Here is a 24565-nt window from a genome sequence, read left to right as displayed (position 1 = left end):
CTAGGCCCGGTGATATGGGTGGTTACGGGTGATCGACCAGGCGCGATAGAGCTGCTCGGCGAGCACAATACGCACCAGGGGGTGGGGCAAGGTAAGCGGCGACAGAGACCACTGCTGGTCAGCTCGCTGCCGGCAGGCATCGGCCAGACCATCGGGGCCGCCAACCAGAAAACAGACATCCTGACCGTCTTGTTGCCAGCTCTCCAGCTGGCTGGCCAGTTTTTCCGTGGACCAGGGTCTGCCGCCCACTTCCAGAGCGATGACCCGGTCACGGGGGGCGACCGACGCCAGGATGGCATCGCTTTCACGCTGCATCAGCCGCGGAATATCCGGGTTCTTACCCCGGTGAGCCATGGCAATTTCGGTCAGTTCCAGGGGCAGCTCCGGCGGCATCCGGCGAGCATAATCGTTATACCCCGCACTGACCCAGTCGGGCATCTTCTGCCCCACACAGATCAGACGCAGTTTCATGGTTACTCGTGACCTGCCGCACCCAGGTCCGGCGCGTCACGCCAGAAGCGTTCCAGGTCGTAGAATTCGCGAGTTGCAGGCATCATGACATGCACGACCACGTCTCCCAGATCCACCAGAATCCAGTCGCTGCCACCTTCGCCTTCAACGTTGTTTGCCCTTACACCCTGATCTTTGGCTTCAGATACGACGGAGTCTGCCAGGGATTTTACGTGGCGGCTTGAGGTGCCGGATGCAAGAACCATAAAGTCGGTAACACTGGTTCGATCACGGACATCAATCACACTGACGTCCTGTGCCTTGATATCTTCAAGTGCGGTTACGACCAGATCTTTCAGTTGTTCTGCCTGCATAATTACCCTGTTTTCCGGGCTCCGGCCAGGATGACCGCCCGATAAATGATATTCAGACGAAATTGTACCATTAAAAGTTCCCTGCGGGGCACGCACCGTACAGGCCGAGCGCCTGGATTCTCTGCCAGACAGAATCCGGGGTCAGATACCGGGGAGAGCGCCCGTCTGCGATGCGTTGCCGGATTCCCGTTGCAGATATATCCAGCAGGGGCGGGTCCAGCTCCAGCAACGCCCCGCAAGGCGCTGAGTTTAAAGCCTCGGGGCCGTCTGCCCGGCGTTCACGCACCAGGCGAGCCGCCTCACTGCCAACGGGCAAATCCGAACCAGGGCGCTTAACAACCACAATGTGCGCCAGACCTGGAATGTCGGCCCATTCACGCCAGCGATCAAAAGCGGCAAAGGCGTCGGTGCCCACCACCATCACCAGAGGTTCATCCGGCCCCAGCTCCTGTCGCAACTGACGCAGGGTGTCGGCCGTATAGGAGGCGCCAGCCCGGCGCAGTTCGCGGTCATCCACCCGCAGCCCCGGCTCGCCCTCGATGGCCAGCTGGATAAGTTCCAGCCGCTGTTCGGAGCTGGCACCGGTGCTGCCACGATGCGGGGGAATATGGCAGGGCACCAGATGCACCTTTGTCACCGCCAGGGCATCGGCTATCTCCAGCGCAAGGCGCAGGTGGCCGTGATGGATCGGGTCAAAGGTGCCGCCGTAGATCACGTGCATGACATCATGTCCGGATGTGGCCGTCGCCAAACACCACGTATTTCTGTGACGTCAACCCTTCCAGACCTACCGGTCCACGGGCATGGAGCTTGTCGGTCGAGATACCGATCTCCGCACCCAGACCATATTCGAATCCGTCAGCGAACCGGGTAGAAGCATTCACCATCACCGAACTGGAATCGACCTCGGTCAGGAACCGGCGAGCACGGGTGTAGTTTTCGGTAATAATGCTCTCGGTGTGCTGGGAACTGTAGCGGTTGATGTGATCTATGGCGGCATCCAGCCCGGCAACAACCCGCACCGCAAGAATCGGCGCAAGGTACTCCGCGTGCCAATCTTCTTCCGTGGCCGCGATCACATCGGGCAGTACCGCCCGGGTGCGTTCACAGCCACGCAGCTCAACCCCTTTGGCGACAAACTCCTGAGCCAGCAGAGGCAAGAGGTCGTCGGCAATTTCCTCATCCACCAGCAGGGTTTCCATGGTGTTGCAGGTCCCGTAACGGTGGGTCTTTGCATTGACCGCGACCTTCAGCGCCTTTTCAGGGTCCGCGTGGCTGTCTACGTAAACATGGCATACACCGTCCAGGTGTTTGATGACCGGCACCCGGGCGTCGCGGCTGATTCGTTCTATCAGGCCCTTGCCGCCCCGCGGCACAATCACATCCACATACTGGGGCATGGTAATGAGTTCACCCACGGCGGCCCGGTCGGTCGTCGCCACCACCTGTACTGCCGTTTCAGGCAAACCGGCTTCAGCCAGCCCGGTCGCCAGGCAGGCAGCGATGGCCTGGTTGGAATGAATAGCCTCAGAACCGCCGCGCAGAATGGTAGCATTACCCGACTTCAGGCACAGGCTGGCTGCTTCAACCGTCACGTTGGGGCGGGATTCGTAGATAATACCAATCACCCCCAGAGGCACCCGCATCTTGCCAACCTGAATGCCGGATGGCCGGTAGGTCATGTCGGTAATTTCACCCACAGGATCTGGCAAGCCTGCCACCTGTTGCAGCCCTTCAATCATGGTGTCAATGCGGGCCTCGGTAAGCTCCAGGCGGTCGAGCATGGCATCATCCAGTCCATTCGCCCGGCCATTTTCAAGATCCTTCTGGTTGGCCCGCACCAGCTCGGCACGGGCAGCGCTCAACGCCCTGGCGGTTGCCAGCAGTGCCTGATTGCGAACGGCGGTGGTTGAGCGGGCCACTTCCCGAGCGGCGGCCCGAGCCTGTTGACCAAGTTCTGCCATGTAGGCTGCTACATCCATCGGATTACCTTTATATTTTGCATACTGATTCCGGAACTGGAACGCTACTTTACCTTTCCCGTTTCAAGTCCGCATCCCAAACGACTATTATAGCGCTGCACAGATTCAAATGGATGCGCCAGCAAAGGATAGATAACATGCCCCAGTCGGCTGAAAAGTTCCTGCCAGGCCGGCTCTCAAGAGCCGGTTTTGTTGCCCTTGCGCTCACCAGCGCAGCCGGCATAATGCTGGGCGAATTCCTGCTGGCAGCTTGCGCTGCCACGGCGGCGGGCATCAGCCTGGCCAGCAACCCACGTTTCACCAGCCACCATGCCCGGCTCTGGAAACACGTCAAAACAGCCAGCTATTCAATCCTGGCAATCCTGTTGCTGGTCGCACTCTGGCAGGGGCCCTGGGCGCTCAGCCACTGGCTCTATGCACTACCGCTGGTGACTTTTGCCCTGACGCCAACTTATATTGCAGCCCTGATCACTGCACTCCTGACCTTTGCCATACTGGTTTCCACCCAATGGGCCGTGATTCTTCCCGACCGCCACCAGATGATCAGCGCCTTTGTGCTGACAACGCTGCTCTCCACGCTGCTGATCTTCTTGCGAGAATACAAGGCCCGGCAGCTGGCACCGCTGAGGCGAACCGACGAACTCACCCAGGCCGCCAGCCGGGAGTACCTGTCTGCCGACCTGCACAAGGAAATCCAGCGCAGCGAGCGTGAGGGTACCGACATGTCTGTGATGATGATCGGACTGGACACCCACCTGAGCGACAATGATCCGGACGAAGACATTCGCGCCATCCTGCCCAGAATTGGCCGCTACCTGCATTCCCAGCTTCGGGATTTTGACACTTACTACCGGGTAGCCGACCTGCAGTTTCTGGTAATCCTGCCCGGCATTAATACCGCAGGGGCAGCAGCCAGCGCCGAAAAAATCCGCAATGGCCTGTGCAAGCTGCTGGCATCCCATGGCATGAAACTGACCGTCAGCACCGGCATTGCCGGCCTGAACATCGGCGACGACGCCGACAGTCTGCAACACAGTGCCGCCAACGCGCTACGCCGGGCGCAGCAACAGGGGGGCAACCGCACCCAGGCCTACAGCAACTGGCTGCACCCGGATGTCCAGAGCTCCACCGGCACCCAAGGTGACGCGCGATGACAGAAACAAGACTCAGAACCTGGACTCACAGCTTCGGCTACGGACTGGCAGCCCTGTTCATTTTCTCACTGGCATTGCAAAACCTGCGCTACGGCTTTTACGAGTTATTCTATCTCGCCCTGGCGATGACTTGCCTGTTGCTGGCCGGGCTGATCTATACCTTCGTTTGTCGCCGCCAGCAGCTATCGGCCCCCGGGCACCTGCTGATTCTGGCCGGCCTCAACGCAGGGCTGGTGGCCGCCATTCTGGTTCTGGACAGCCCTGGGGTAACTCACTGGGCGATGCCGCTCCTGATCCTGAATCTTCTGGTTCTGCCGCTTCGCCAGGGATTGAGCCTGTCGGCATTGCTCCTGGTACCGGTGATTGGCGCTGTGTGGTTCGGCAATTCCGCCGCCTACGCACTGATGACCTCCGCGGGCCTGATCCTGACACTTGCAGTGGGTGCGCTGTACATCTGGCACTACGACCACATCGCCCAATCTGCGGAGGATCTTGCCATTACCGACCCGGTCACCGGCGCCCACAACTCACGGTTTCTTGACGAAACCCTGCAAAAGGAAATCAGCAGAGCGATTGCCACTGGCCACCCCCTGTCAGTGATCAACCTGAGTTTTGATTACACCGACGAAATTAGAGACCTGCATGGCAAAGCCGGGCTGCAGAACCTGTTTAAATCGGTCACTGAGCACCTGTTTGGCGTTATCCGGGCGGGCGACAGCCTGTACACCCTGAACGATTCCGAGTTTTTCCTGATCCTTCCCTTTACTCCGGAGGAAGGCGTGCGCGTCATTGCCGAGCGGATTCGCAGGACCATCGGCGAACGGGAGTGGAGCGGTATTGGTCGGTTGTCTGTCAGCCTGGGCTGCACCACTCGAGGCAACGGCGATACCAGTACGGTCTCACTGCGTAACCGGGCCAATCAGGCGATGCATCAGGCACGTAAACGGGGTATGGATTCGGCCTGGTTCAGCCCGGGAGAGTCCGTCGACATATGATTGACAGCTGGCTGGCTGAAGCGGCGGCCTGGGTGGCAGACAACCCCGGCTGGCTGATACTGGCACTCTTTGCAACCGCCATGGTGGAGTCATTGGCGATTGCCGGCATTGTCGTGCCCGGCGTTGCCATGCTGTTTGGTTTTGCCGCACTGGCAGGAAAATCCGGCATGCCCCTGTCCGAAGCCCTGGCCTGGGCCGGCATGGGAGCGGTTATCGGTGACCTCATCAGTTTTACCGTGGGCCGTTTCTTCAAGGGGCGTCTGCATTCGGTCTGGCCCTTCAGCCGTTACCCGGGGCTGATTACCCGGGGTGAGTCTTTTTTTAATGCCCACGGCGGCAAAAGTGTGATTGCCGGGCGTTTTATCGGCCCTATCCGCCCGGTCATCCCGCTGATTGCCGGTGCGCTGCACATGCCATGGCGCCGGTTTCTTACCCTCAACCTGATTTCCGCCGTCGGCTGGGCCCTGGTCTATGTGCTGCCGGGCTATGCCGTCGGCAGCGCCCTCGCCAGCGAAATAGAGCCACCCCCTCATTTCTACCCGGTTATTGGCATCAGCGCAGCGGTGCTGGTGACTTTGTATGTTGTGGTTCTTCAGTTCCGGCTTGGAGTTGGCGAGGGCAGCAGGCCCTACCGCTGGCTGGAGTCATTCATGGCCCGTTACGACACCACGCATCGGTTCTGGCGGCTTTACACCAACGAACGGCCTGCCCGCAAAGGCGAATTTCCACTGCCATCGATTGTTCTGGCTACGGGGTCGCTGGCAATGTTTGTGATCCTGACACAACTGGTCACTTACAGCCGGCGGATTAACGAGCTGAATCAACTGGTCGTTGCCTGGTTTGAAGTGCTGCGACAACCGCTGCTGGATATTCCGGTGATCGCCGCCACGCTCATGGGCGACCCGCCGGTGCTGATCAGTGCGGCCATACTGGCGGTGGCCGTTCTGTCGTTCAGGGGATATTACGCCGCTGCCCTGCACATTGCCCTGGCGGCCATTCTCTGCTTTGCCTGCGTATGGCTGGTCAAAACCGGCCTGATGGTAGATCGCCCGGATCAGGTGCTCAGACCACCGGCCTCAGGCGCCTTTCCCAGCGGCCATGCCGCAGGGGCAACGGTGCTGGTCACCATGGCCGCCAGCTTCATCGCTGGCGAAAACAGGGTGCGCCAGCGCTGGCAAACCTATGTATTGCTGTCCTTGCCTCTGGTGCCCATTGCCCTGAGCAGACTCTACCTGGGGGTACATTGGTTTACCGACGTACTGGGGGGAGTACTATTGGGAATGGCCATTACCGGCGCCATTCGCGCCAGCTACAGCCGCTATGACCGGGTACCGGTCTGGCCGGATGCCCTGACCTGGGCGGCGGTGATGCTCTGGCTGGCGTTCGCCGCAGGTTACCTCATCACCCAGTGGGACGCTGCCAGTCTCGCCTATTCGCCCTTGCCACCGAACTAATTCTGCTCCAGCGCCTCGAGCAACTCCTGAAGTCGCTGCAGCCGCTCCAGGGGATCCTGCAATTCTGCCAGCCGCTGTTTTTCCTGCTTGTCCAGGGGCAGCAGTTCCGTTAGCCGCCAGCCTACGTCCCGGGCATCCTCGTAGTCCACGTCCATACCCAGATCCTTGACAACCGGGTGCCGGAACAACGCCCTCAGCACGGAAGGCAATTCATGGTAACGCTCAGGGACCTCACTTTCGGCCTCTGCGATCAGACACTCCACGTCCCCCAGGTTCAAGCCGTCTTCCTGCTGCCAGCTGCGAACAACAGACACTTTCAACTCACCTTCCACGGTAATCCCGAGCAGCCCGCTGTCCAATTGCTGGAAATCGATAATCCTCACGTAGGTTCCGATGTCGTAGAATGCCGCCTGTCGGGCGGTTTCACCGCCCTCACGGAGCAAGACCACCACAAACCCACGGTCTTCTTTCATACACCGGGAGAGCATATCGATGTAACGCGGCTCAAACAGCTGGAGGGGAATGCGCCCCTTGGGCAAAACAATTGAATTCAACGGAAACAGGGGAACATTCATAATGGTGTCATTCACTGCCGGGCAGACTCCGTCATCAGGCATTGGTTATCGGATGGACAGGAGCTTCTGCACCTCGTCTACCCGTTCACGTGCCTCACTCAAAAGTTGCAGGCTCCGGGAGGCATTGAGGTCCAGTTCCCCCAGGCGGCGCCAGGCTGGCACCTGGTCAAAAGCGGGCAAGCCGGCATTCTGACTGGATCCGATCAAGGAATGCAACTGCGCAACAATCACAACATCAACCAGTTGGGGCGCAGACTCCCGACACTCATAGCGCCAGTCTTCCGCGTGGCGGGCGGACTCGATAAATGCTTTCGGAAACTGCCAGTTCTCCAGAACCGCACACCCTACATCGGCCCGCAACTCCGACATGGCATGCTGAAGGTTCTTTTCATCGGCAAACAGGTTCACATGGTGCTCGGCCTGCACCAGGACCGGAACGATACCAATATCGTGCAGCAAGCCCGCCAGCAAGGCCTCTTCCGGATCAATCCGGGTGGCATGATCCGCCAGCACCCAGCACAAGGCCGCCACCTCCCGGGAATGCCGCCAAAGCTGTTCCATTTCCTTCTGCAGCGAGGCCCGACGAGTCTTGAACACCTCACGCATGGCAAATACCGTCACCAACTGCCGGGTGGTTCGCATACCCAAACGAACCACCGCCTCCCGCACGTTCCGGACATCACTGAACCCCCGGTACAACGGACTGTTGCAGGACCGCACCAGCTTTGCCGCCATGGCGGGGTCGGCTGAGACCGCCTTGGATACATCGAGCGCCGTCGAGTCTTCGCGGTCCACCACCCGGCGCACTTTCCAGGCCACATCCGGCACACTGGGCAACTTGAGCTGATTGGAGCGGAGTTCGGCGTAAAACTCCATCAACAGATGATGTTCTTCACTTTCATCGGCGCCGCCATCCCCGGAATCCATTTCCACCTGGGCGACCGGCGCCGATCTCAGCATCTGGTTCAGAATCTCCTGCTCAATGACCAGAAACTCGCAGGGTTTGACCGCAGTAACGTCGTACATCCTGGGCTGCAACCGGGCAATGGGGTTGAGTGCCTTTTCCGTTTCAGCCTCAATCACCGTTTTGCGCCCGTCCACAGACTCGAGCTCTACCTTCCCGGATATCAGGAAAAAGTCCAGGCCGTCGCGAACGCCCCGCTCTATCACCCGTTGGCCGGGCCCATGGGTCCGGCGTTCAGCCCGGCTGGCTAACAACACCAATTGGTCGTCCGTCAACCGCCCCAATGGCTGGAAATCCTTGAGACGACGCAGCTGCAGGCTTTCCTGGCCACCCATAGACAGACTCCCTCGCAATTCTGGTCAAAATATCCCGTTACTTGTTACGTATTGTAAACACGCACTGGCAAAACAGCCATGCGACCAGCGTTTAATCTGGTATCCTTTGTGCTCAAGTACAACCAGATAATCAGGGAGACAGCAGCACACCATGCCCCAGTACCGTTCCCATACATCAACCGCTGGCCGCAACATGGCCGGTGCCCGGGCGCTCTGGCGCGCCACCGGCATGAAAAATGAAGACTTTGGCAAACCCATCATCGCCGTTGCCAACTCCTTCACCCAGTTTGTGCCTGGCCACGTTCACTTGAAAGACCTCGGACAACTGGTCTGCCGTGAGATCGAAGCGGCTGGCGGCGTTGCCAAAGAGTTCAACACCATCGCGGTGGATGATGGCATCGCCATGGGCCACGACGGCATGCTTTACTCCCTGCCCTCCCGGGAAATAATTGCCGATTCCGTCGAGTACATGGTTAACGCCCACTGTGCCGACGCGCTGGTTTGCATTTCCAACTGCGACAAGATCACCCCTGGCATGCTGATGGCCGCCATGCGCCTGAACATTCCGACAATCTTCGTCTCCGGTGGCCCGATGGAGGCCGGCAAAACCAAGTTGTCCGAGCACAAACTGGACCTGGTGGATGCCATGGTGATCGCAGCGGACCCGACGGCCACCGATGAAATGGTCGAAGAATACGAGCGCAGCGCCTGTCCTACCTGCGGTTCCTGCTCCGGCATGTTCACTGCCAACTCCATGAACTGCCTTACCGAAGCCATTGGCCTGGCGCTGCCCGGCAACGGTTCCATGCTGGCCACCCACGCCGACCGTGAACAGCTGTTCCTGAACGCCGGTCGTCAAATTGTGGAGAATGCCAAGCGCTATTACGAGCAGAACGATGCCAGCGTGCTGCCACGCAGCATTGCGTCTTTCTCCGCATTCGAGAATGCGATGGTCATGGACATTGCCATGGGCGGCTCCACCAACACGATTCTGCACCTGCTGGCAGCGGCCCAGGAGGGCGGTGTTGAGTTTACGCTGGCCGAAATTGACCAGCTGTCGCGGAAAGTCCCCCAGCTGTGCAAGGTGGCCCCCAACTCCCCGAAATACCATATGGAAGATGTACACCGGGCCGGCGGCATCATGGGCATCATGGGTGAACTGGAACGTGGCGGGCTGATCAACGTCGATTTGCCAACAGTACACAGTAAAACCATGAGAGATGCCCTGGAAGTATGGGACATCATGCGTTCTCCCACCGCGGAAGTGGTTGAGTTCTACAAGGCCGGCCCCGCTGGCATTCCCACCCAGACCGCCTTCAGCCAGAGCACCCGCTGGCCCAGCCTGGACGGCGACCGTGAAAACGGCTGCATCCGGTCCGTTGAAAACGCCTACTCTTCCGAGGGTGGCCTGGCGGTTCTGTTCGGCAATATTGCCCAGGACGGCTGCGTGGTAAAAACAGCCGGGGTGGATGAAAGCATCTACGTGTTCGAGGGTAAAGCCAGGGTATTTGAAAGTCAGGATGCGGCAGTTGCCGGCATTCTGAGCGACGAAGTCAAACCCGGCGAGGTCGTCATTATCCGGTACGAAGGCCCCCGTGGTGGCCCAGGCATGCAGGAAATGCTGTACCCCACCAGTTACCTGAAATCCAAGGGCCTCGGCAAGGAATGCGCCCTGCTGACGGACGGCCGCTTCTCAGGTGGCACTTCCGGATTGTCCATCGGGCACGCGTCACCAGAAGCCGCCGCCGGTGGTGCCATCGGCCTGATCGAGAATGGTGACACCATCCTGATCAACATCCCGGAGCGCAGCATCAATCTGCAGGTCAGCAACGAAGAACTGGACAAACGTCGCAAAGACCGTGACGCTAGAGGCTGGAAGCCCGAACTCGCCCGCGACCGCAAAGTCTCTGCGGCACTCAAGGCTTACGCGCTGCTGGCGACCAGTGCCGACAAAGGTGCTGTGCGGGACCTGTCCAAACTGGACTAGGCCCCCACGCACTAACAAAAAAGCCCGCCTGACGGATGCCTGGCGGGCTTTTTTGTGGCTATCGTCCGGTCACCACAGTGACCAGCCGCTCTTCTCTTCTTCCTCTTCGGGCTCCGGCTCAGTCGCGGCAGCGGCACTCTCCTCTGCCGCCGGCGCAGCTCCAGCTCCGGCCTGGCCCGCGGCGCTGGCCACCGGCTGCACAGCGGTCATGCCCAGGGCGCGCTCGGTTGCCTCATCCAGCGAACCGGTTACCTCAAGCCCCTGGTCACGCTGGAACTTTTCCAGTTCGGCTCGGGTATTACTGTCCAGTTCCGGGTTAACGTTTTCTATATCGTAACCGGCACCGTACAAAGCATGCTTGAGGGCGACTACGTCGTTGGCATAGGCCGGGGATGTTAATCCCAGGAAGGCGATAGTTCCGGCGGCCATAGCCGCCATTCGTATGCGATGGCTGAAAGGATTCGTCATTGACACCTGATCTGCTCCTGATACCTCAGGGATATCGGTCTATTTATTATTATGTGGCGCCCATCTCCACAAGCCCGGGCGACCCACAGACCCTAACACAGATCAGTCGTCCTCTGCCGAACCTGTCGCACGTTTCGGCATATTCCCGGTGCTTTCGTTGCCAAATTCCCGGATAAAGATACCCCAGAACGCCATGAACAGAGCCGCCACCAGCGGGCCCATCACAAACCCGTTAATGCCGAACATGACAAGCCCGCCCAAGGTCGACAACAAAACCAGGTAGTCGGGCATCTTGGTATCCCGCCCCACCAGGATTGGCCGTAACAGGTTATCGGCCAGGCCAATTACCACCATACCGTAGACCGTCAGAATGACCGCTGGCACCACGTCACCGATGGCAGCCAGGTAGACCGCCGCCGGAATCCACACAATGGCAGCGCCAACGGCCGGTAGCAGGGAGAAAATGGCCATCACCACCCCCCACAGGAGCGCACCGGAGATCCCCAGAATCCAGAAAATCACGCCACCCAGGGCACCCTGAATGATGGCAATCAGCAAATTGCCCTTGACCGTTGCCCGGGTAACTTCGGCAAACTTGGCAAACAGCAGGCGCTCCCGCTCATCACCCAGGGGCAATGCCTTGATCAGCAGCTCTACCAGTTGCTGGCCATCCCGAATCAGGAAAAACGCCAGATACACCATAAGCGCCAGGCCGAGGAAAAACTGGAAAGTGTTCTGGCCGATGCCCAGCGCCTGCTTGGCAAGGAACTGGCTGCCACCAACAAACGCACTGACCACGCGATCCCGCAATTCACCGAAACTGATATCAAACTGGCCCAGAAACGCCTGAATGGCAGGGAACGACCGGTTGACCTGGTCAATGTATTCACCAGGACGGATCTCACCGCTCTGGATCTTCTGGTATAGCCCCATGCCTTCGGTAATCAGGGCCGCGCCCAGCCCCAGAACCGGAATCACCACGATAACAATACAAACCAGCAGGGTAATTATCGCATTGATGTTAGGCCGGTGGCCCAGCCGGCGGGTCAGCCACTGGTTGACCGGGTAAAAGATCAGGGCAATGGCGATGGCCCAGAATATTGGCCCGAAAAATGGTTTCATCAACAACGCGAAGGCGATGGAAACGCCCACCAGCATCGCCAGAAAAGTCCGTGTCTCAAGTTTTGCGTACATAATCCCTATACCCTGAAGCGAACGGTGCCCATACCGGATGGAACGTTTCACGAAAAAACAGACTAACACGATAGCGTGGCCACTATAGCCACCTTCACGATATAGTATCAGGTTATCGATCAGCCAATTAACAGGTCATGTTGTTGGATTCAGACGCTTTTACCGTTGAAACAGCCCTTGAGGCCGCGACAGAACTCCAGAAGGTTCTGGCTTCGCGTATGCACCGCCGTAAGGTGATGGGGCAGGAAGTTCTGGTGCCTGGTCAACTCGGTGAAGCCCTACATCTTCCGCGCATCATCAACCGCTTGCAGAGCAAACAGCAGAGGCAACGGGACAGAGGGCTGGAAGACTTCCAGGAACTGTGGCCAACCCTGTCCGAGTATACCCGGCACCGGGTCATGGACAAACTCGGCTGGTACGACCCGAAAGACCTGGACTGGGAGGACAAACGCTCAAACCGTCGCCCCGTGGTCGATCCTGACGCCTGATACGTATAACTGCTGAACCCGAACCAATGCAGGATCACTGTGGCGACTTTGAACTGTCACATTTTGTCCTTATGTTCTATGGATCAGGAGGATTATTATGACAAATACTACCCATTACACCGCCATCCTGGCCGAAGGCAGTGCCGTGCCGACACTGTTATGCGGCCATTGCCGTTCCATTCTTTCCAGAGCCAGGATTTTCAGAAACCAGGGCGACGGCCATCAGGACATCCATTGCCATACCATCGGCCTGTGCTCGGCCGACGACTGTGGCGCCGTCAATTGTTGTGACGATGCTTTGGCCCGGATTGACAACCCTGAACGCCTGTTTGATATCGCGTCCTGATTCAAACCGGCAACGCACTGTTACGCAACTCAAACACACAAAATTTCCATCTGATTTATCCTGATTTCCGACGATTGCCGTAAAGACAATCACGCAACCAATCAGTCAGGACAGTCGATGGCATGCGTATTCTGAGAACCGACGAAGCCCGCTTCGCAGGCCTTCCGGATTATCCCTTCCAAGCAAATTATCTGGACGTTGAGCCAGGCCTGCGCATGCACTTCGTCGATCAAGGTCCGACCAATGGAGCACCGGTGGTCATGCTGCATGGCGAGCCCTCCTGGTCCTACCTTTACCGGCACATGATCCCCATGGTCGCAGAAGCAGGTTACAGGGTACTGGCACCGGATCTGATCGGCTTCGGAAAATCCGACAAACCAGCCAATGTGACCGATTACAGCTACAGTAGCCATATGAGCTGGCTGGCCCGCTGGCTGGAAGACCTGAACCTCACCAACATCACCCTGGTGTGTCAGAATTGGGGATCACTGCTTGGCCTGAGACTGGCCGCAGAACATCACAGACGTTTCAGCCGGATCATTGTCGGTAACGGCATGCTGCCTACCGGAGACTCGCCGGTGCCTGCAGTGTTCCGTGCTTGGAAAGCGTTTGCCAGCCACAGCCCCTGGTTTCCCGTGGCCCGCATCATACAGCTGGGTACCGAAAGGGCTCTGAGCCCGGGTGAGATGGCGGCATACGAGGCACCCTTTCCGAGCGCGGCATTCAAAGCGGGCGCCCGCGCCTTTCCGGGCCTGGTTCCGGTTTCACCGGATGATCCAGCCAGCGCCGCCAACCGTGAGGCCTGGCGAATCCTGGAGAAATGGCGCAAGCCCTTCATCACCTGCTTCAGCAATGGCGATCCGATCACCCGGGGAGGTGATCGTCACATGCAAAGACGCATTCCCGGGGCACTAGGACAGCCCCACATTACCCTGCGCGGTGGCCATTTCCTGCAGGAGGACTCCCCCAGGGAGTTTGCCCGGGTCATACTGGATGCCCTGAAAGCTGAAATGGCGGCCTGAGCCCCCACCCATTCAACCAAAAACGGTCACTGTCTGGCGGCTCAGCGCCACCAGTTCGCCGCTCTCAGTCCAGATACCGGCATGGGTATGGCCGTAACCGGCACCTGCCTGATCAATCGTGGCCCTGTAGAGCAGCCACTCTCCCGGCTTCATGGTCGGCCGCGGGTGCACAATCTCCAACGCCCAGCTCAGGGAACTGGCCGGTGCAGGACCTTTCAAGTGCGGCAATAACGCAGGCGGCCAGGCATCCACCAACGCCACAATGTGCGCGTCGGTCAGAGCAGAGGGCGTTTCCCGGAACTGCATCCAGCCCCCCATATCACGACCACCCTTGCCGGAAAACGGCATGTTGCCGAACGCCCAACGCATGTCGATATGCTGGGTAAATTCCGGGGTAACTCCGGGAATGTATGGCAACTCCTGGCATTGGTTTACCGGAGCAGCCGCCGGGGCAGGCGATGGCGCTACCTGAACCGACGACTCCCGGTCACCGCCAAAACTCGCCAGGCATGCCAGTCTGGTCTCACCGTTCTGCAGAATTCGCCCCTGAACCTGAGAGACCGCCTTGCCCTCACGCAACAGCTCTGCCTCAAACACCGCAGGCACATCCGGTTCCACCGGCCCGACAAACGACACCTGCATCGCCCGCATCGCCCTGCCAGAAGCAACTTTCGACGCCATCACATCGAACGCCAGTGCCGCTACCAGCCCACCGAAGGTAGCCCGTCCCTGCCCCCAACTGGCCGGGATCACAACGTCTCGGCCCTCGCGCACCGAATTCAGAAGCTCATCGAACGTCATACTCTTCCATTCCTGTTAATTAGCCTGCAAACAACCAAGACTGCCGCAGTTTACCGAAGCTGGCAAGCGGCTTCCCCGGCAACTACCTACCCTATTACCGGCAATAGTCATGTTAAAGACTGCCCAAACCGACTATAATGTTTCAAAATCATGCATTGCATTTGTAATGCGATACCCTCCGAATACCGAGTACATTCATGTCAGAATTGTCTTTTGCCGAACTGGGGCTGGATCCAGCAGTACTGGAAGCCGTCTCCGCAGTTGGCTATGAAACCCCGTCGCCCATCCAGGCGCAATCCATTCCAGCCTTGCTGGCCGGCAACCACCTACTGGGTGTTGCCCAGACCGGTACTGGCAAAACGGCCGCGTTTGCACTTCCGCTGCTGAGCCGCATTGATGCCAGCGTTGCAGAGCCCCAGATTCTGGTGCTTGCTCCTACCCGGGAGCTGGCCATTCAGGTGGCCGAGGCGTTCACCACCTACGCCAGCAAGTTCAAACACTTCCACGTTCTGCCGATTTACGGCGGCCAGGACTTTGCGCCACAGATCCGCGGCCTGAAGCGTGGCGCCCAGGTCATCGTGGGTACGCCAGGCCGGATGCTGGACCACCTGCGCAAAGGCACCCTGAAGCTGGGCAGCCTGAAGGCACTGGTGCTGGATGAAGCAGACGAAATGCTGCGCATGGGCTTTATCGACGACGTAGAAGCGATTCTGGCGAAGACACCGGACACCTGTCAGCGCGCCCTGTTCTCGGCCACCATGCCGCCGCAGATCAAGAAGGTTGCGCAAACCTATCTCAAGAATGCGACAGAAGTAAAAATCGAGAGCGAAACCCGCACGGTTGAGCGTATCTCGCAATTCGTATTACCGGTCTACGCCGAGCGCAAACTGGATGCCCTGACCCGCATCCTGGAAGTGGAGCCGTTCGACGCCTCCATTATCTTTGTACGCACCAAGGCAGAAACCACCCTGCTGGCTGAAAAACTGTCAGCCCGTGGCCATGCGGTTGCGCCCCTGAGTGGTGACCTCAACCAGCGCCAGCGTGAACAGACCGTAGAAGACCTCAAGCGCGGCAAGAAAGACATCATCATCGCCACTGACGTTGCTGCCCGTGGCCTGGACGTACCCCGGATTACCCACGTGATCAACTACGACGTGCCCTACGACACCGAGGCGTACATCCACCGGGTTGGCCGCACCGGCCGTGCGGGCCGCACCGGCAAGGCGATTTTGCTGGTCACACCGCGCGAGCGCAGCTGGCTGCGCACCCTGGAGCGGGCCACCAACTCTCCGATGGAACCGTACCAGCTGCCGTCACCGGCTGCGCTGCAGAAAATGCGAGTAGAGCAGTTTGAAGAGCAACTGCTGGGCTTCACCAACGATCCCCGATCTGCCAAGGCCATTGCCCTGCTGGACGACATTGCCGAGCGCAATGACATGGACATGGCGGCCGTTGCTGGCGCCCTGGCCTGCTTGCTTGAAGCCTCCCAGCCGGATTCACTGCCGCTGGAGCAGCCCGAAGCCCTGCCGGAAGTGTCCGCAGCGCCCCGTCGCGACCGCAAAGGCCCGCCTCCCGGCAAAGGTGGCTTCCGTAAAGGCGCTCCTGGCAAGAAATTCAGCAAAGATGGCAAGCCCGGCTTCCGCAAGGGCCCACCCAAGGGCAAGCCTGCTGGCAAGGGCGGCAAGCCCTCTGCCAATGGCCCCAAGCGCGCCCCGCGCTGAAGGCCAGAACCGCTAGCCGGTCAGGCTGACCGGCTACGCTGGTAGACGACGAAACTGTAGTCGTAAGGATTATGATCAGACGCGGAGAAATCTTCGCGTCCGATTTCTTCCCAGTCATCCCAGTTCACTTCCGGAAAGTAAGCGTCGCCATCTACCTCGGCGTGCACCTGTGTGATGTACATCCGGTCGACCATGGGCAACGCCTCGGCGTAGATCTGGCCACCGCCGATGATCATTACCTCATCACCGCCCTCCAGTTCCGCCTGGGCTTCTGCTCTGACTAACGCGTCATTCAATGATGCCGCCGCGACCGTGCCGGCCGGCGCTTCCCATGCCGGGTTTCGGGAAATCACCACGTTCATCCGTCCCGGCAGTGGCCTGCCAATGGAATCCCAGGTTTTCCGCCCCATGATGATCGGCTTACCCATAGTGGCTTGCTTGAAGTAACGCAGATCGCCAGGCAGATACCAGGGGAGCTTGTTGTCCCGCCCAATGACGCGGTTCCGGGACATCGCAACAATCAGTGCCTTTCTCATATTTTTTCCTCATAACCTGGAGTTCTGGGCCTTTGGCTTGAGCCTTGGGGGCGGCAAGAGGACGGGGATGCCTCTCCAAAAAACGCCTCAAGGCATCCCTGCGCGGCTTGGGCTCCGCCATCCCTGGCTCCGCACATTTTTGGAGAGGCATCCCCGCCCCCTTGCGGCTTAACCATTCAGGCAGGCCGGCCTATTTAAAACCTTACTGCGCATCCGGGATCTTCGATCACCATTGTTCGAAAGCAGGGCAGCGGGTGGGGCTTTCCGAAAATGTGCGGAGCCATGGATGGCGGAGCCAAGCGTACACGGACGTATTCACAGCGTTTTTCGGAAAGCCCCACCCGCTGTCCTGCCTCCCCCCAGCCAACCGGACCGCGATCCCAGGCTCGGGATCAGATCGCTATCGGAGCCTTAATCACCGGGTAAGGGTCATAGCCTTCGAATTCGAAATCTTCCAGCTCGTAGTCGAAGATGGATTCCGGCTTGCGCTTGATGACCAGCCTGGGCAAGGCACGGGGCTCGCGCTTTAGCTGCTCGAACACGATATCGTCGGTCAGGTGATTACTGTAGAGGTGACAGTCCCCAAACGTGTGCACAAACTCGCCAACATCCAGATCACACTGCTGGGCAATCATGTGGGTCAACAAAGCATAAGACGCAATGTTAAAGGGCACCCCCAGAAACAGATCCGCGCTGCGCTGGTACAGCTGGCAAGACAGCTTGCCGTCCGCCACATAGAACTGGAACAGGCAGTGGCAGGGCGCCAGCGCCATGCGCCCTTCCCGCACGTTCTCCTGCGGACTGACCGACTCGTCCGGAAGTTCCGCCGGGTTCCAGGCGGAGACAATCAGGCGCCGGGAGTTGGGCTTGGTTCGGATTTGCTCGATAACCTCGCTGATCTGGTCGATCACGCGGCCGTCGTGGCACTGCCAGCTGCGCCACTGCTTGCCATAAATTGGCCCCAGGTCGCCGTTATCGAGTGCCCATTCGTTCCAGATGCTGACCTTTCGTTCCGCCAGCCAGTTGTTGTCAGTGGAACCTTTCAGGAACCACAACAATTCGTAAATGATGCTGCGTAGGTGGACTTTCTTGGTGGTCACCAGGGGGAAGCCATCCTGCAGATTGAAGCGCATTTGCCGGCCGAACACGGAGCGGGTGCCAACGCCGGTGCGGTCGCCCTTGTCGAATCCGTTGTCAACAACGTCTTGCATCAGGTCGAGGTAAGCTTTCATGCAGCGTTTCTCCGGTAAGCAATAACAATCAGGGCAGCGCCAGCAACGACCATGGGCAACGACAGCACCTGCCCCATGGTCAGCCAGTCGAAGGCCAGGTAACCCAGTTGCGGGTCAGGCTGGCGGAAGAATTCGGTAAAGAATCGGAAACTGCCATAGCAGGCCAGAAACAGGCCAGAGACGGCCATTTTCGGGCGGGGCCGGGAGGAGAACCACCACAGGATGGCGAACAACACCACCCCTTCCAGGGCAAACTGATAGATCTGGGAGGGGTGCCTGGCCAGGCTGTCGGGGGCGGTGCGGAACACCATGCCCCAGGACACATCCGTAGGTTTGCCCCAAAGCTCCCCGTTGATAAAATTGCCGATGCGGCCCGCGCCCAGGCCCACCGGCACCAGCGGCGCCACAAAATCGGCGATGCTCCAGAACCCGGCCGACGTTTTACGCCCGAACCACCACATCGCCAGCATGACGCCCAGCAGGCCGCCATGGAACGACATCCCCCCTTCCCACACCCGCAACAACCATAGCGGGTCGGCCAGGAAGGCATCGAAGTTATAAAACACCACATACCCGAAACGGCCACCGAGAATGACACCCAGGGCCATATAAAACAGCAGGTCACCTACTTGCTCTTCATTCAGGGGCGACCAGGGTTTGCGGCTACGCAGGCGGCCAAGCCACCAGCCGGCGGCGAAGCCAACCAGGTAGGTCAGGCCATACCAGTGGATTTTCAGGGGGCCGATGGCAATAGCCACCGGGTCAATCTGCGGGTGTTGCAACATGAATACGCTCTCAACTCAGCAGGAATCGGAGGCCGACGAGGATCAGCACAACGGCAAATATCTTCTTCAACAGGCGGCCATCCAGCTTGTGCGCCAGCTTTGCGCCGAAACGGGCAAAAAAGACACTGGTGGCAACAATACCGACCAACGCCGGCAAATAGATAAACCCAACACTGAAATCAGGCAGCTGCGGGTTCTGCCAGCCGGTCCAGATGTTGCCAGCAGCGCCGGCCAAGGCAATCGGCAAGCCGCAAGCCGCGGACGTGGCGACAGCCTGTTGCATGCGCACGTTACACCAGGTGAGGTAAGGCACGGAGATTGTGCCACCACCAATTCCGAAGATGGCAGATGCCCAGCCCACAAACCCACCGGCCACCCCGAGCCCGGCGTTTCCAGGCACATCCCGACCAGGCTTGGGGTTTGCTTCCAGCAGCATTTTCAGCGCGACCAGAATCGCAAAGGCGCCAATGATGGTTTTCAGCATCGGGCCACTCAGCAGCGACGCCGTCCACGCGCCGGCCAATGCCCCGACGATGATTCCGACCGTCATGGGCCGCACCAGTTCCCACCGGACAGCCCCATGGATATGGTGGGTGCGTATGGAACTGATAGACGTAAAGACAATAGTGGCCAGAGAAGTACCAATAGCGAGGTGAGCGGCGATCTCGGAACTGAACCCCTGGAAGCCAAAAGTGAAAATCAGCACCGGAACGATAACCAGGCCACCACCGATTCCGAACAGGCCAGCCATGGTGCCTGCCAGTGCACCTAGTGTCAGGTACAGAATGAATATACCGATCAGGGTCATGTTTGTTTGCTTAATCCCGGGAATAAATCAGGCTGGTATGATACGCATTGTTGCCAACCGCTGCAGCCTCCCAATTCAATTAAAGGATTGCCATCGACCATGTGCCTCATTGCTTTCGCCATCGGACAAAGCCCGGAATTTCCCCTGGTGGTGGCAGCCAACCGGGACGAGTTCTTCCGGCGCCCCACCGCCGCCATGGACTGGTGGCAGGACAACAACGGCCAGCAAATTCTGGCCGGACAGGACCTGGAATCCGGCGGCACCTGGTTGGCGGTCAATACCGACGGCACGGTAACAGCCGTGACCAACGTGCGGGAGGGAAGCCCCGAGGCTGGCCGCCAAAGCCGTGGCGAACTGCCCTTACACGCACTAAGACTCTCAACCAGTGAACTGCAATCCTCACTGGATGCAGAGCCGGGCCGCTACGCAGGGTTCAACCTGGTGAAGCTGACCGGGCTTGGAGGCTGGTATTACAGCAATCGGGACGCCCACCCTGGCCGGCAGGTATTCCGGGGCGTTTATGGCCTGAGCAACCACCTGCTGCAGACCCCCTGGCCAAAACTGCTGAGGCTACGCAAGGCCGTTGGCCACTGCGTGGAACAAGCGCGCAAAGACCCGGCGCCGCTGCACAAACAGCTACTGTCACTCTTACAGGACACCACGCCAGCGCCAGACCAGAGCCTTCCGGATACCGGCGTTGGCATGGAAACCGAGCGATTTCTGTCTTCATCATTCATCGTCGGCGACCACTACGGAACCCGAGCAACCACGGTTGTTACCGTGTCCCGACAGGGCCAGGTGTCAGTCACCGAGCAATCCTGGGGACCGAATGCCACAACTCTGGAAAAACGCCAATTCGCCTGGCAGCGATAGCTCAGGGACTCTGATATAATCCGCGCAATTTCCGAAACACCTGACCGGAGGTCGCCCATGGCCGGTGAGAATAACAGCAGCACATCCATTGCCGACTTTGAAAAATCCCTGGACGAACTTGAGCGATTGGTTCGCGATCTTGAGCAGGGAGAGCTTTCGCTGGAGCAGTCACTGGCAGCCTTCGAGCGGGGCGTAAAGCTCACCCGAGAATGCCAGACCGCCCTGAAAACCGCCGAACAGCGTGTTGAACAGCTGGTTCAGAACAGCGATGGCTCCCTGGAGACCCGTCCCTTTTCAGCGGATGATGCCAACTGATGAGTGAGCGCCTGTCCCTGGCTCTGGAATTTCTGGAGCAATCCCGCCAGCAAATCGACCAGGCACTGGAACGCTCCATTCGCGATGGCGCCGCCTCACCCAGGCTGGATGAGGCCATGCGCTACAGCGTTCTGGGCGGTGGCAAGCGCATTCGCCCGGCACTGTGCCTGGCCGCAGCCCGCGCCATCGGCGCCGATCCATTAGCGGCGCTGGCCCCCGCCTGTGCGCTGGAACTGGTGCACGCCTATTCCCTGGTGCACGACGACCTGCCCGCCATGGATGACGACGACCTCCGGCGTGGCCGACCAACCGTTCACATCGCGTTTGACGAAGCCAGCGCCATACTGGCCGGCGATGCGCTGCAAACCCTGGCCTTTGCACTTCTGGCGGAGGCCCCGGAGCTGTCAGACCAACAACGCATCGCAATGATTCGGGAACTGGCGACCGCCAGCGGACATCAAGGCATGGTTGGTGGCCAGGCCATTGATCTGGAATCGGTTGGCCGCCAATTGACCATAGAACAACTTGAGTCCATGCATCGCCATAAAACCGGCGCCCTGATCGAAGCCAGTGTTCGCCTTGGCGCGCTGACATCCGGTTCGGTCACAGATCAACAACTGGCCGCCCTGTCTGATTTTGCCAGCGCCCTGGGCCTGGCGTTCCAGGTGCAGGATGACCTGCTGGATATTGAAGGCGATACCGAAGTCATCGGAAAGCGACAGGGCTCGGACGCCGCCAGGGAGAAACCCACTTATCCGGCCCTGCTGGGTGTTTCCGGTGCCAGGGAACACCTGGAGAAGCTGCTGGATCAGGCCCAAAGTGCCCTGGACAGTTTCGGCGACGAAGCCGAGGTGCTGAGGGCCATGGCCGATTATGTGGTGGCCAGAAGCCACTGAACCGCGCTGACAAACAAGAATCGGCCGGTTTGACGACACCGTTTTGTAACATCTGGCCCGGGAAGTGTGAAACACACCTCCCTGTTCCCTTATAATGCCAGTCATAGAATCCATATTCCGATAAAGACCCGAGCTGATGCAGGACACATACATTTTCAGGGAAATCCCGTCGCAGCGGCCCAACACGCCCATTCTTGACCGGATTGACGTGCCCGCCCAGCTGCGCACCCTGCCCGAGGAAGATCTTCCCCAACTGGCCAGAGAACTCCGGGCTTTTCTGCTTTGGTCTGTCGGCCAGACCGGCGGGCACTTTGGTGCCGGCCTGGGCGTTCTGGAACTGACCGTCGCCCTGCACTATGTCTTCAATACGCCTGAAGATCGACTGGTCTGGGATGTTGGCCACCAGGCCTACCCCCACAAGATCCTGACGGGTCGCCGGCAACAGATGGGCAGCATCCGCCGCAAGGATGGCCTGGCCGGGTTCCCGAAACGCGCGGAAAGTGAATACGACACCTTTGGCGTTGGCCACTCCAGCACATCGATCAGCGCCGCACTGGGCATGGCCATTGCTGCCCGCATGCAGAATACCGGGCGCAAGAGCATTGCCGTAATCGGCGACGGCGCAATGACCGCCGGGATGGCCTTCGAGGCCCTGAACCACGCCGGCCATCTGCATGCCGACATGCTGGTCATCCTGAACGATAATGACATGTCGATCTCCCGCAACGTGGGCGGGTTGTCCAACTATTTTGCCAAGCTGCTGGCCAGCCGAACCTACAACCAGGTTCGGGACAGCAGCAAGAAAGTGCTGAAAAGCACCCCGCACCTGATGGCGCTGGCGAAGAAAACCGAAGAACACTTCAAGGGCATGATTGCCCCGGGCACGCTGTTCGAGGAGCTGGGTTTCAACTACATCGGCCCGATTGATGGCCACGATCTGCCATTGCTGGTTGAAACCCTGGAGAACATCCGGGAGCTGGACGGCCCGCAGTTCCTGCATGTGGTCACCACCAAAGGCAAAGGCTTTGCGCCCGCAGAGGCGGACCCCATTGGCTATCACGCCATCAACAAGATTGAACCCGTGCCACCGAGCAAACCGGAGCCGGTCAAACCGAAGCAGGCCAAACCAAAATACGCCAACGTCTTCGGACAATGGCTGTGCGATGCCGCCGAGCAGGATGAGCGCGTGGTCGGCATTACACCCGCCATGTGTGAAGGCTCAGACCTGCTGGCGTTTTCCGAACGCTACCCGGACCGCTACTTTGACGTCGCCATCGCCGAGCAGCACGCGGTCACCCTGGCCGCCGGACTGGCCTGTGACGGCGCCAAACCCGTCGTGGCAATCTATTCCACATTTCTGCAACGGGGCTATGACCAACTGATTCACGACGTTGCCATCCAGGATCTGGACGTGCTGTTTGCCATCGACCGGGCGGGGCTGGTGGGCGAAGACGGCCCGACCCATGCCGGCGCGTTCGACATCAGCTATCTCCGCTGCATCCCGAAAATGGTGGTGATGACCCCCTCAGATGAAAACGAAACTCGCCAGCTCCTGCACACCGGTCTTCAGTACCATGGCCCAGCTGCCGTGCGCTACCCCCGGGGCACCGGCCCCGGTGCCGAAATCCAGCAGGCGCTGTCGGCTCTGCCCCTCGGCAAGGGTCGCGTTGTCCGCGAGGGCGCTCGGGTGGCCATACTTAACTTTGGCACCCTGTTGGGCTCAGCCCTGGAAGCGGCCGACAGCCTGAATGCGACAGTGGCGGATATGCGTTTTGTTAAACCACTGGATGAGAGCCTGGTACTGGAACTGGCCGAACAACATGACCTGCTGGTAACGCTGGAAGAAAACGTGGTGGCCGGCGGTGCCGGTAGCGCAGTGACCGAATGCCTGAATAAACGGGAAGTGATGCTGCCGGTGCTGCAGCTGGGCTTGCCTGACCGCTTCGTCGACCATGGCAAGCACGGGGAATTGCTCAAGGAATGCGGGCTGGACCCGGAAGGTATCCGTAGCGCCATCGCCAGTCGGATTGACCGCCTCGGTAACGCCGCCCTGACCGCCATCAAGTGATCACTGCTGGCTGATAGCGCAGCCGTGCTATCAGCCGACTCTGCCAACCGGCTCAATCAGGCCGGGTCGTCATCCTGATGAGTCTCGAGCCAGTGGCCGAGCTTGCTTTGCTTGGTATTGAGATAGTGTTCGTTGTGCGGGTTGCGACCCACGTGCAGGGGAACCCGCTCCGAAATCTGAATTCCGTAAGACTCCAACGCCTTGACCTTCCTGGGGTTGTTGGTCATCAGCTTCAGGCTTCGGATCCCCAGGTGCTCGAGCATGTCCTTGCACATGCTGTAGTCCCGCAAATCCGCACCGAAACCCAGTCGCTCGTTGGCCTCTACGGTATCTGCGCCCTGGTCCTGCAACCGGTAGGCGCGAATCTTGTTCAGCAACCCGATGCCACGGCCTTCCTGGCGCAGGTACATCAGAATGCCACGGCCTTCGCGGGCAATGCTGCGCAATGCTTCTTCCAGCTGATACCCGCAATCACAACGCATACTGTACAGGGCGTCGCCAGTCAGGCACTCGGAATGGGTACGTGCCAGCAGCGGCTCATCGCTATCAATATCGCCCAGCGTTAGTGCCACATGCTCCTTTCCGGTGTCCGGCTCCTCAAAGCCGTGCATGTCGAACACACCGAAGGGGGTGGGCAAACGGCAGGTCTCAATGTAACGAACAGCCACTGTATTTCCTCGTGGTTCTGACAAATTGGGCGGGCATTCTATCATGCGGCTGCTTGCCTGGCGTAGTGTTGGCA

At 59.3% G+C, this 24565-nt stretch carries 26 protein-coding genes; 12 read left to right on the top strand and 14 right to left on the bottom strand.

Annotation, left to right across the window (positions count from 1 at the left end; genetic code table 11):
- The 4 genes from rlmH to C7H10_RS01530 form a co-directional block, all read right to left on the bottom strand.
- Positions 1–471 carry a 23S rRNA (pseudouridine(1915)-N(3))-methyltransferase RlmH gene (gene rlmH / locus C7H10_RS01545; RefSeq protein WP_106693402.1) on the bottom strand — a complete coding sequence of 157 codons (471 nt, stop codon included), beginning with the start codon at positions 469–471 and terminating at the stop codon, positions 1–3.
- A 2-nt stretch (positions 472–473) separates the two neighbouring features.
- Positions 474–824 (bottom strand): ribosome silencing factor, encoded by a 351-nt coding sequence (rsfS, locus tag C7H10_RS01540; RefSeq protein ID WP_058090972.1) that lies wholly within the window; start codon positions 822–824, stop codon positions 474–476.
- A gap of 70 nt (positions 825–894) precedes the next feature.
- Entirely contained in the window at positions 895–1545 is a 651-nt protein-coding gene (nadD, locus tag C7H10_RS01535) for a nicotinate-nucleotide adenylyltransferase (RefSeq protein WP_106693401.1), read from the bottom strand.
- A gap of 4 nt (positions 1546–1549) precedes the next feature.
- Positions 1550–2806: a glutamate-5-semialdehyde dehydrogenase gene (locus C7H10_RS01530; protein ID WP_106693400.1), complete on the bottom strand. Its 1257-nt coding sequence runs from the start codon at positions 2804–2806 to the stop codon at positions 1550–1552.
- A gap of 137 nt (positions 2807–2943) precedes the next feature.
- On the opposite strand from C7H10_RS01530, the gene C7H10_RS01525 reads away from it, so the two are divergent.
- From C7H10_RS01525 to C7H10_RS01515, 3 genes are read left to right on the top strand one after another with little or no spacing between them, the layout of a single operon-like run.
- Positions 2944–3960, top strand: coding sequence for a GGDEF domain-containing protein (locus C7H10_RS01525; RefSeq protein ID WP_106693399.1), 1017 nt, complete (start codon positions 2944–2946; stop codon positions 3958–3960).
- Complete coding sequence (locus C7H10_RS01520) at positions 3957–4955, top strand: GGDEF domain-containing protein (RefSeq protein WP_106693397.1); 999 nt, start codon at positions 3957–3959, stop codon at positions 4953–4955. Before C7H10_RS01525 ends, C7H10_RS01520 begins: the two co-directional genes overlap by 4 nt.
- On the top strand, positions 4952–6409 hold the full coding sequence (locus C7H10_RS01515; RefSeq protein ID WP_106693396.1) for a bifunctional DedA family/phosphatase PAP2 family protein: 1458 nt from the start codon (positions 4952–4954) through the stop codon (positions 6407–6409). Before C7H10_RS01520 ends, C7H10_RS01515 begins: the two co-directional genes overlap by 4 nt.
- Here C7H10_RS01515 and C7H10_RS01510 read toward each other — a convergent pair.
- A complete protein-coding gene (locus C7H10_RS01510; protein ID WP_072678278.1) occupies positions 6406–6984 on the bottom strand; it encodes an LON peptidase substrate-binding domain-containing protein in 579 nt (192 codons plus the stop codon). The genes C7H10_RS01515 and C7H10_RS01510 overlap by 4 nt on opposite strands.
- Positions 6985–7029: 45 nt before the next feature.
- Positions 7030–8283 carry an HDOD domain-containing protein gene (locus C7H10_RS01505; protein WP_106693395.1) on the bottom strand — a complete coding sequence of 418 codons (1254 nt, stop codon included), beginning with the start codon at positions 8281–8283 and terminating at the stop codon, positions 7030–7032.
- 151 nt (positions 8284–8434) lie between these two features.
- Between C7H10_RS01505 and ilvD the strand changes: the two genes are divergently transcribed.
- A complete protein-coding gene (gene ilvD / locus C7H10_RS01500; protein WP_106693393.1) occupies positions 8435–10270 on the top strand; it encodes a dihydroxy-acid dehydratase in 1836 nt (611 codons plus the stop codon).
- 69 nt (positions 10271–10339) lie between these two features.
- Here the strand turns inward: ilvD and C7H10_RS01495 are convergent, their stop codons facing one another.
- Both C7H10_RS01495 and C7H10_RS01490 read right to left on the bottom strand, forming a co-directional pair.
- Positions 10340–10738 (bottom strand): peptidoglycan-binding domain-containing protein, encoded by a 399-nt coding sequence (locus C7H10_RS01495; RefSeq protein WP_061333033.1) that lies wholly within the window; start codon positions 10736–10738, stop codon positions 10340–10342.
- Positions 10739–10840: 102 nt separating this feature from the next.
- Entirely contained in the window at positions 10841–11932 is a 1092-nt protein-coding gene (locus C7H10_RS01490; RefSeq protein ID WP_061333032.1) for an AI-2E family transporter, read from the bottom strand.
- 137 nt (positions 11933–12069) lie between these two features.
- Here C7H10_RS01490 and C7H10_RS01485 point away from each other — a divergent pair, with 137 nt between their 5' ends.
- From C7H10_RS01485 to C7H10_RS01475, 3 genes are all read left to right on the top strand, one after another.
- Positions 12070–12420, top strand: coding sequence for a hypothetical protein (locus C7H10_RS01485; RefSeq protein ID WP_061333031.1), 351 nt, complete (start codon positions 12070–12072; stop codon positions 12418–12420).
- A 97-nt stretch (positions 12421–12517) separates the two neighbouring features.
- Positions 12518–12766: a hypothetical protein gene (locus tag C7H10_RS01480; RefSeq protein WP_058090983.1), complete on the top strand. Its 249-nt coding sequence runs from the start codon at positions 12518–12520 to the stop codon at positions 12764–12766.
- A gap of 122 nt (positions 12767–12888) precedes the next feature.
- Positions 12889–13788, top strand: a complete 900-nt coding sequence (locus C7H10_RS01475; RefSeq protein ID WP_061333030.1) for a haloalkane dehalogenase — start codon at positions 12889–12891, stop codon at positions 13786–13788.
- A gap of 12 nt (positions 13789–13800) precedes the next feature.
- On the opposite strand, the gene C7H10_RS01470 is transcribed toward C7H10_RS01475, so the two are convergent.
- Positions 13801–14589 carry an acyl-CoA thioesterase gene (locus C7H10_RS01470; RefSeq protein ID WP_106693392.1) on the bottom strand — a complete coding sequence of 263 codons (789 nt, stop codon included), beginning with the start codon at positions 14587–14589 and terminating at the stop codon, positions 13801–13803.
- 197 nt (positions 14590–14786) lie between these two features.
- Between C7H10_RS01470 and C7H10_RS01465 the strand changes: the two genes are divergently transcribed.
- A complete protein-coding gene (locus tag C7H10_RS01465) occupies positions 14787–16310 on the top strand; it encodes a DEAD/DEAH box helicase (RefSeq protein WP_106693390.1) in 1524 nt (507 codons plus the stop codon).
- Positions 16311–16330: 20 nt separating this feature from the next.
- Here C7H10_RS01465 and C7H10_RS01460 read toward each other — a convergent pair whose 3' ends face one another.
- From C7H10_RS01460 to C7H10_RS01445, 4 genes are all read right to left on the bottom strand, one after another.
- The gene (locus tag C7H10_RS01460) at positions 16331–16846 is read right to left on the bottom strand and encodes a dihydrofolate reductase (RefSeq protein WP_061333027.1); all 516 of its coding nucleotides are present in this window, start codon (positions 16844–16846) and stop codon (positions 16331–16333) included.
- 392 nt (positions 16847–17238) lie between these two features.
- The gene (locus C7H10_RS01455) at positions 17239–18078 is read right to left on the bottom strand and encodes a thymidylate synthase (protein ID WP_106693389.1); all 840 of its coding nucleotides are present in this window, start codon (positions 18076–18078) and stop codon (positions 17239–17241) included.
- Positions 18075–18863, bottom strand: a complete 789-nt coding sequence (lgt, locus tag C7H10_RS01450; RefSeq protein WP_106693387.1) for a prolipoprotein diacylglyceryl transferase — start codon at positions 18861–18863, stop codon at positions 18075–18077. Before lgt ends, C7H10_RS01455 begins: the two co-directional genes overlap by 4 nt.
- A gap of 10 nt (positions 18864–18873) precedes the next feature.
- The gene (locus C7H10_RS01445; RefSeq protein ID WP_106693386.1) at positions 18874–19671 is read right to left on the bottom strand and encodes a sulfite exporter TauE/SafE family protein; all 798 of its coding nucleotides are present in this window, start codon (positions 19669–19671) and stop codon (positions 18874–18876) included.
- 99 nt (positions 19672–19770) lie between these two features.
- On the opposite strand from C7H10_RS01445, the gene C7H10_RS01440 reads away from it, so the two are divergent.
- The 4 genes from C7H10_RS01440 to dxs all read left to right on the top strand — a co-directional run bounded on the left by C7H10_RS01440 (position 19771) and on the right by dxs (position 23823).
- Positions 19771–20544 carry an NRDE family protein gene (locus C7H10_RS01440; protein WP_106693384.1) on the top strand — a complete coding sequence of 258 codons (774 nt, stop codon included), beginning with the start codon at positions 19771–19773 and terminating at the stop codon, positions 20542–20544.
- Positions 20545–20601: 57 nt separating this feature from the next.
- Complete coding sequence (locus tag C7H10_RS01435) at positions 20602–20859, top strand: exodeoxyribonuclease VII small subunit (RefSeq protein WP_058090992.1); 258 nt, start codon at positions 20602–20604, stop codon at positions 20857–20859.
- On the top strand, positions 20859–21755 hold the full coding sequence (gene ispA, locus C7H10_RS01430) for a (2E,6E)-farnesyl diphosphate synthase (protein ID WP_106693383.1): 897 nt from the start codon (positions 20859–20861) through the stop codon (positions 21753–21755). The genes C7H10_RS01435 and ispA overlap by 1 nt, the downstream gene beginning before the upstream one ends.
- Positions 21756–21891: 136 nt before the next feature.
- Positions 21892–23823 carry a 1-deoxy-D-xylulose-5-phosphate synthase gene (dxs, locus tag C7H10_RS01425; protein WP_106693381.1) on the top strand — a complete coding sequence of 644 codons (1932 nt, stop codon included), beginning with the start codon at positions 21892–21894 and terminating at the stop codon, positions 23821–23823.
- 56 nt (positions 23824–23879) lie between these two features.
- Here dxs and ribA read toward each other — a convergent pair whose 3' ends face one another.
- Positions 23880–24491 carry a GTP cyclohydrolase II gene (gene ribA, locus C7H10_RS01420; RefSeq protein WP_058090995.1) on the bottom strand — a complete coding sequence of 204 codons (612 nt, stop codon included), beginning with the start codon at positions 24489–24491 and terminating at the stop codon, positions 23880–23882.
- Positions 24492–24565: the final 74 nt, after the last annotated feature.

Origin of the sequence: Marinobacter shengliensis (assembly GCF_003007715.1) — a bacterium.
Lineage (GTDB): Bacteria > Pseudomonadota > Gammaproteobacteria > Pseudomonadales > Oleiphilaceae > Marinobacter > Marinobacter shengliensis.
Note: the sequence above shows the minus strand (reverse complement) of the source record. Positions and strands in the feature narration are given on the sequence as shown.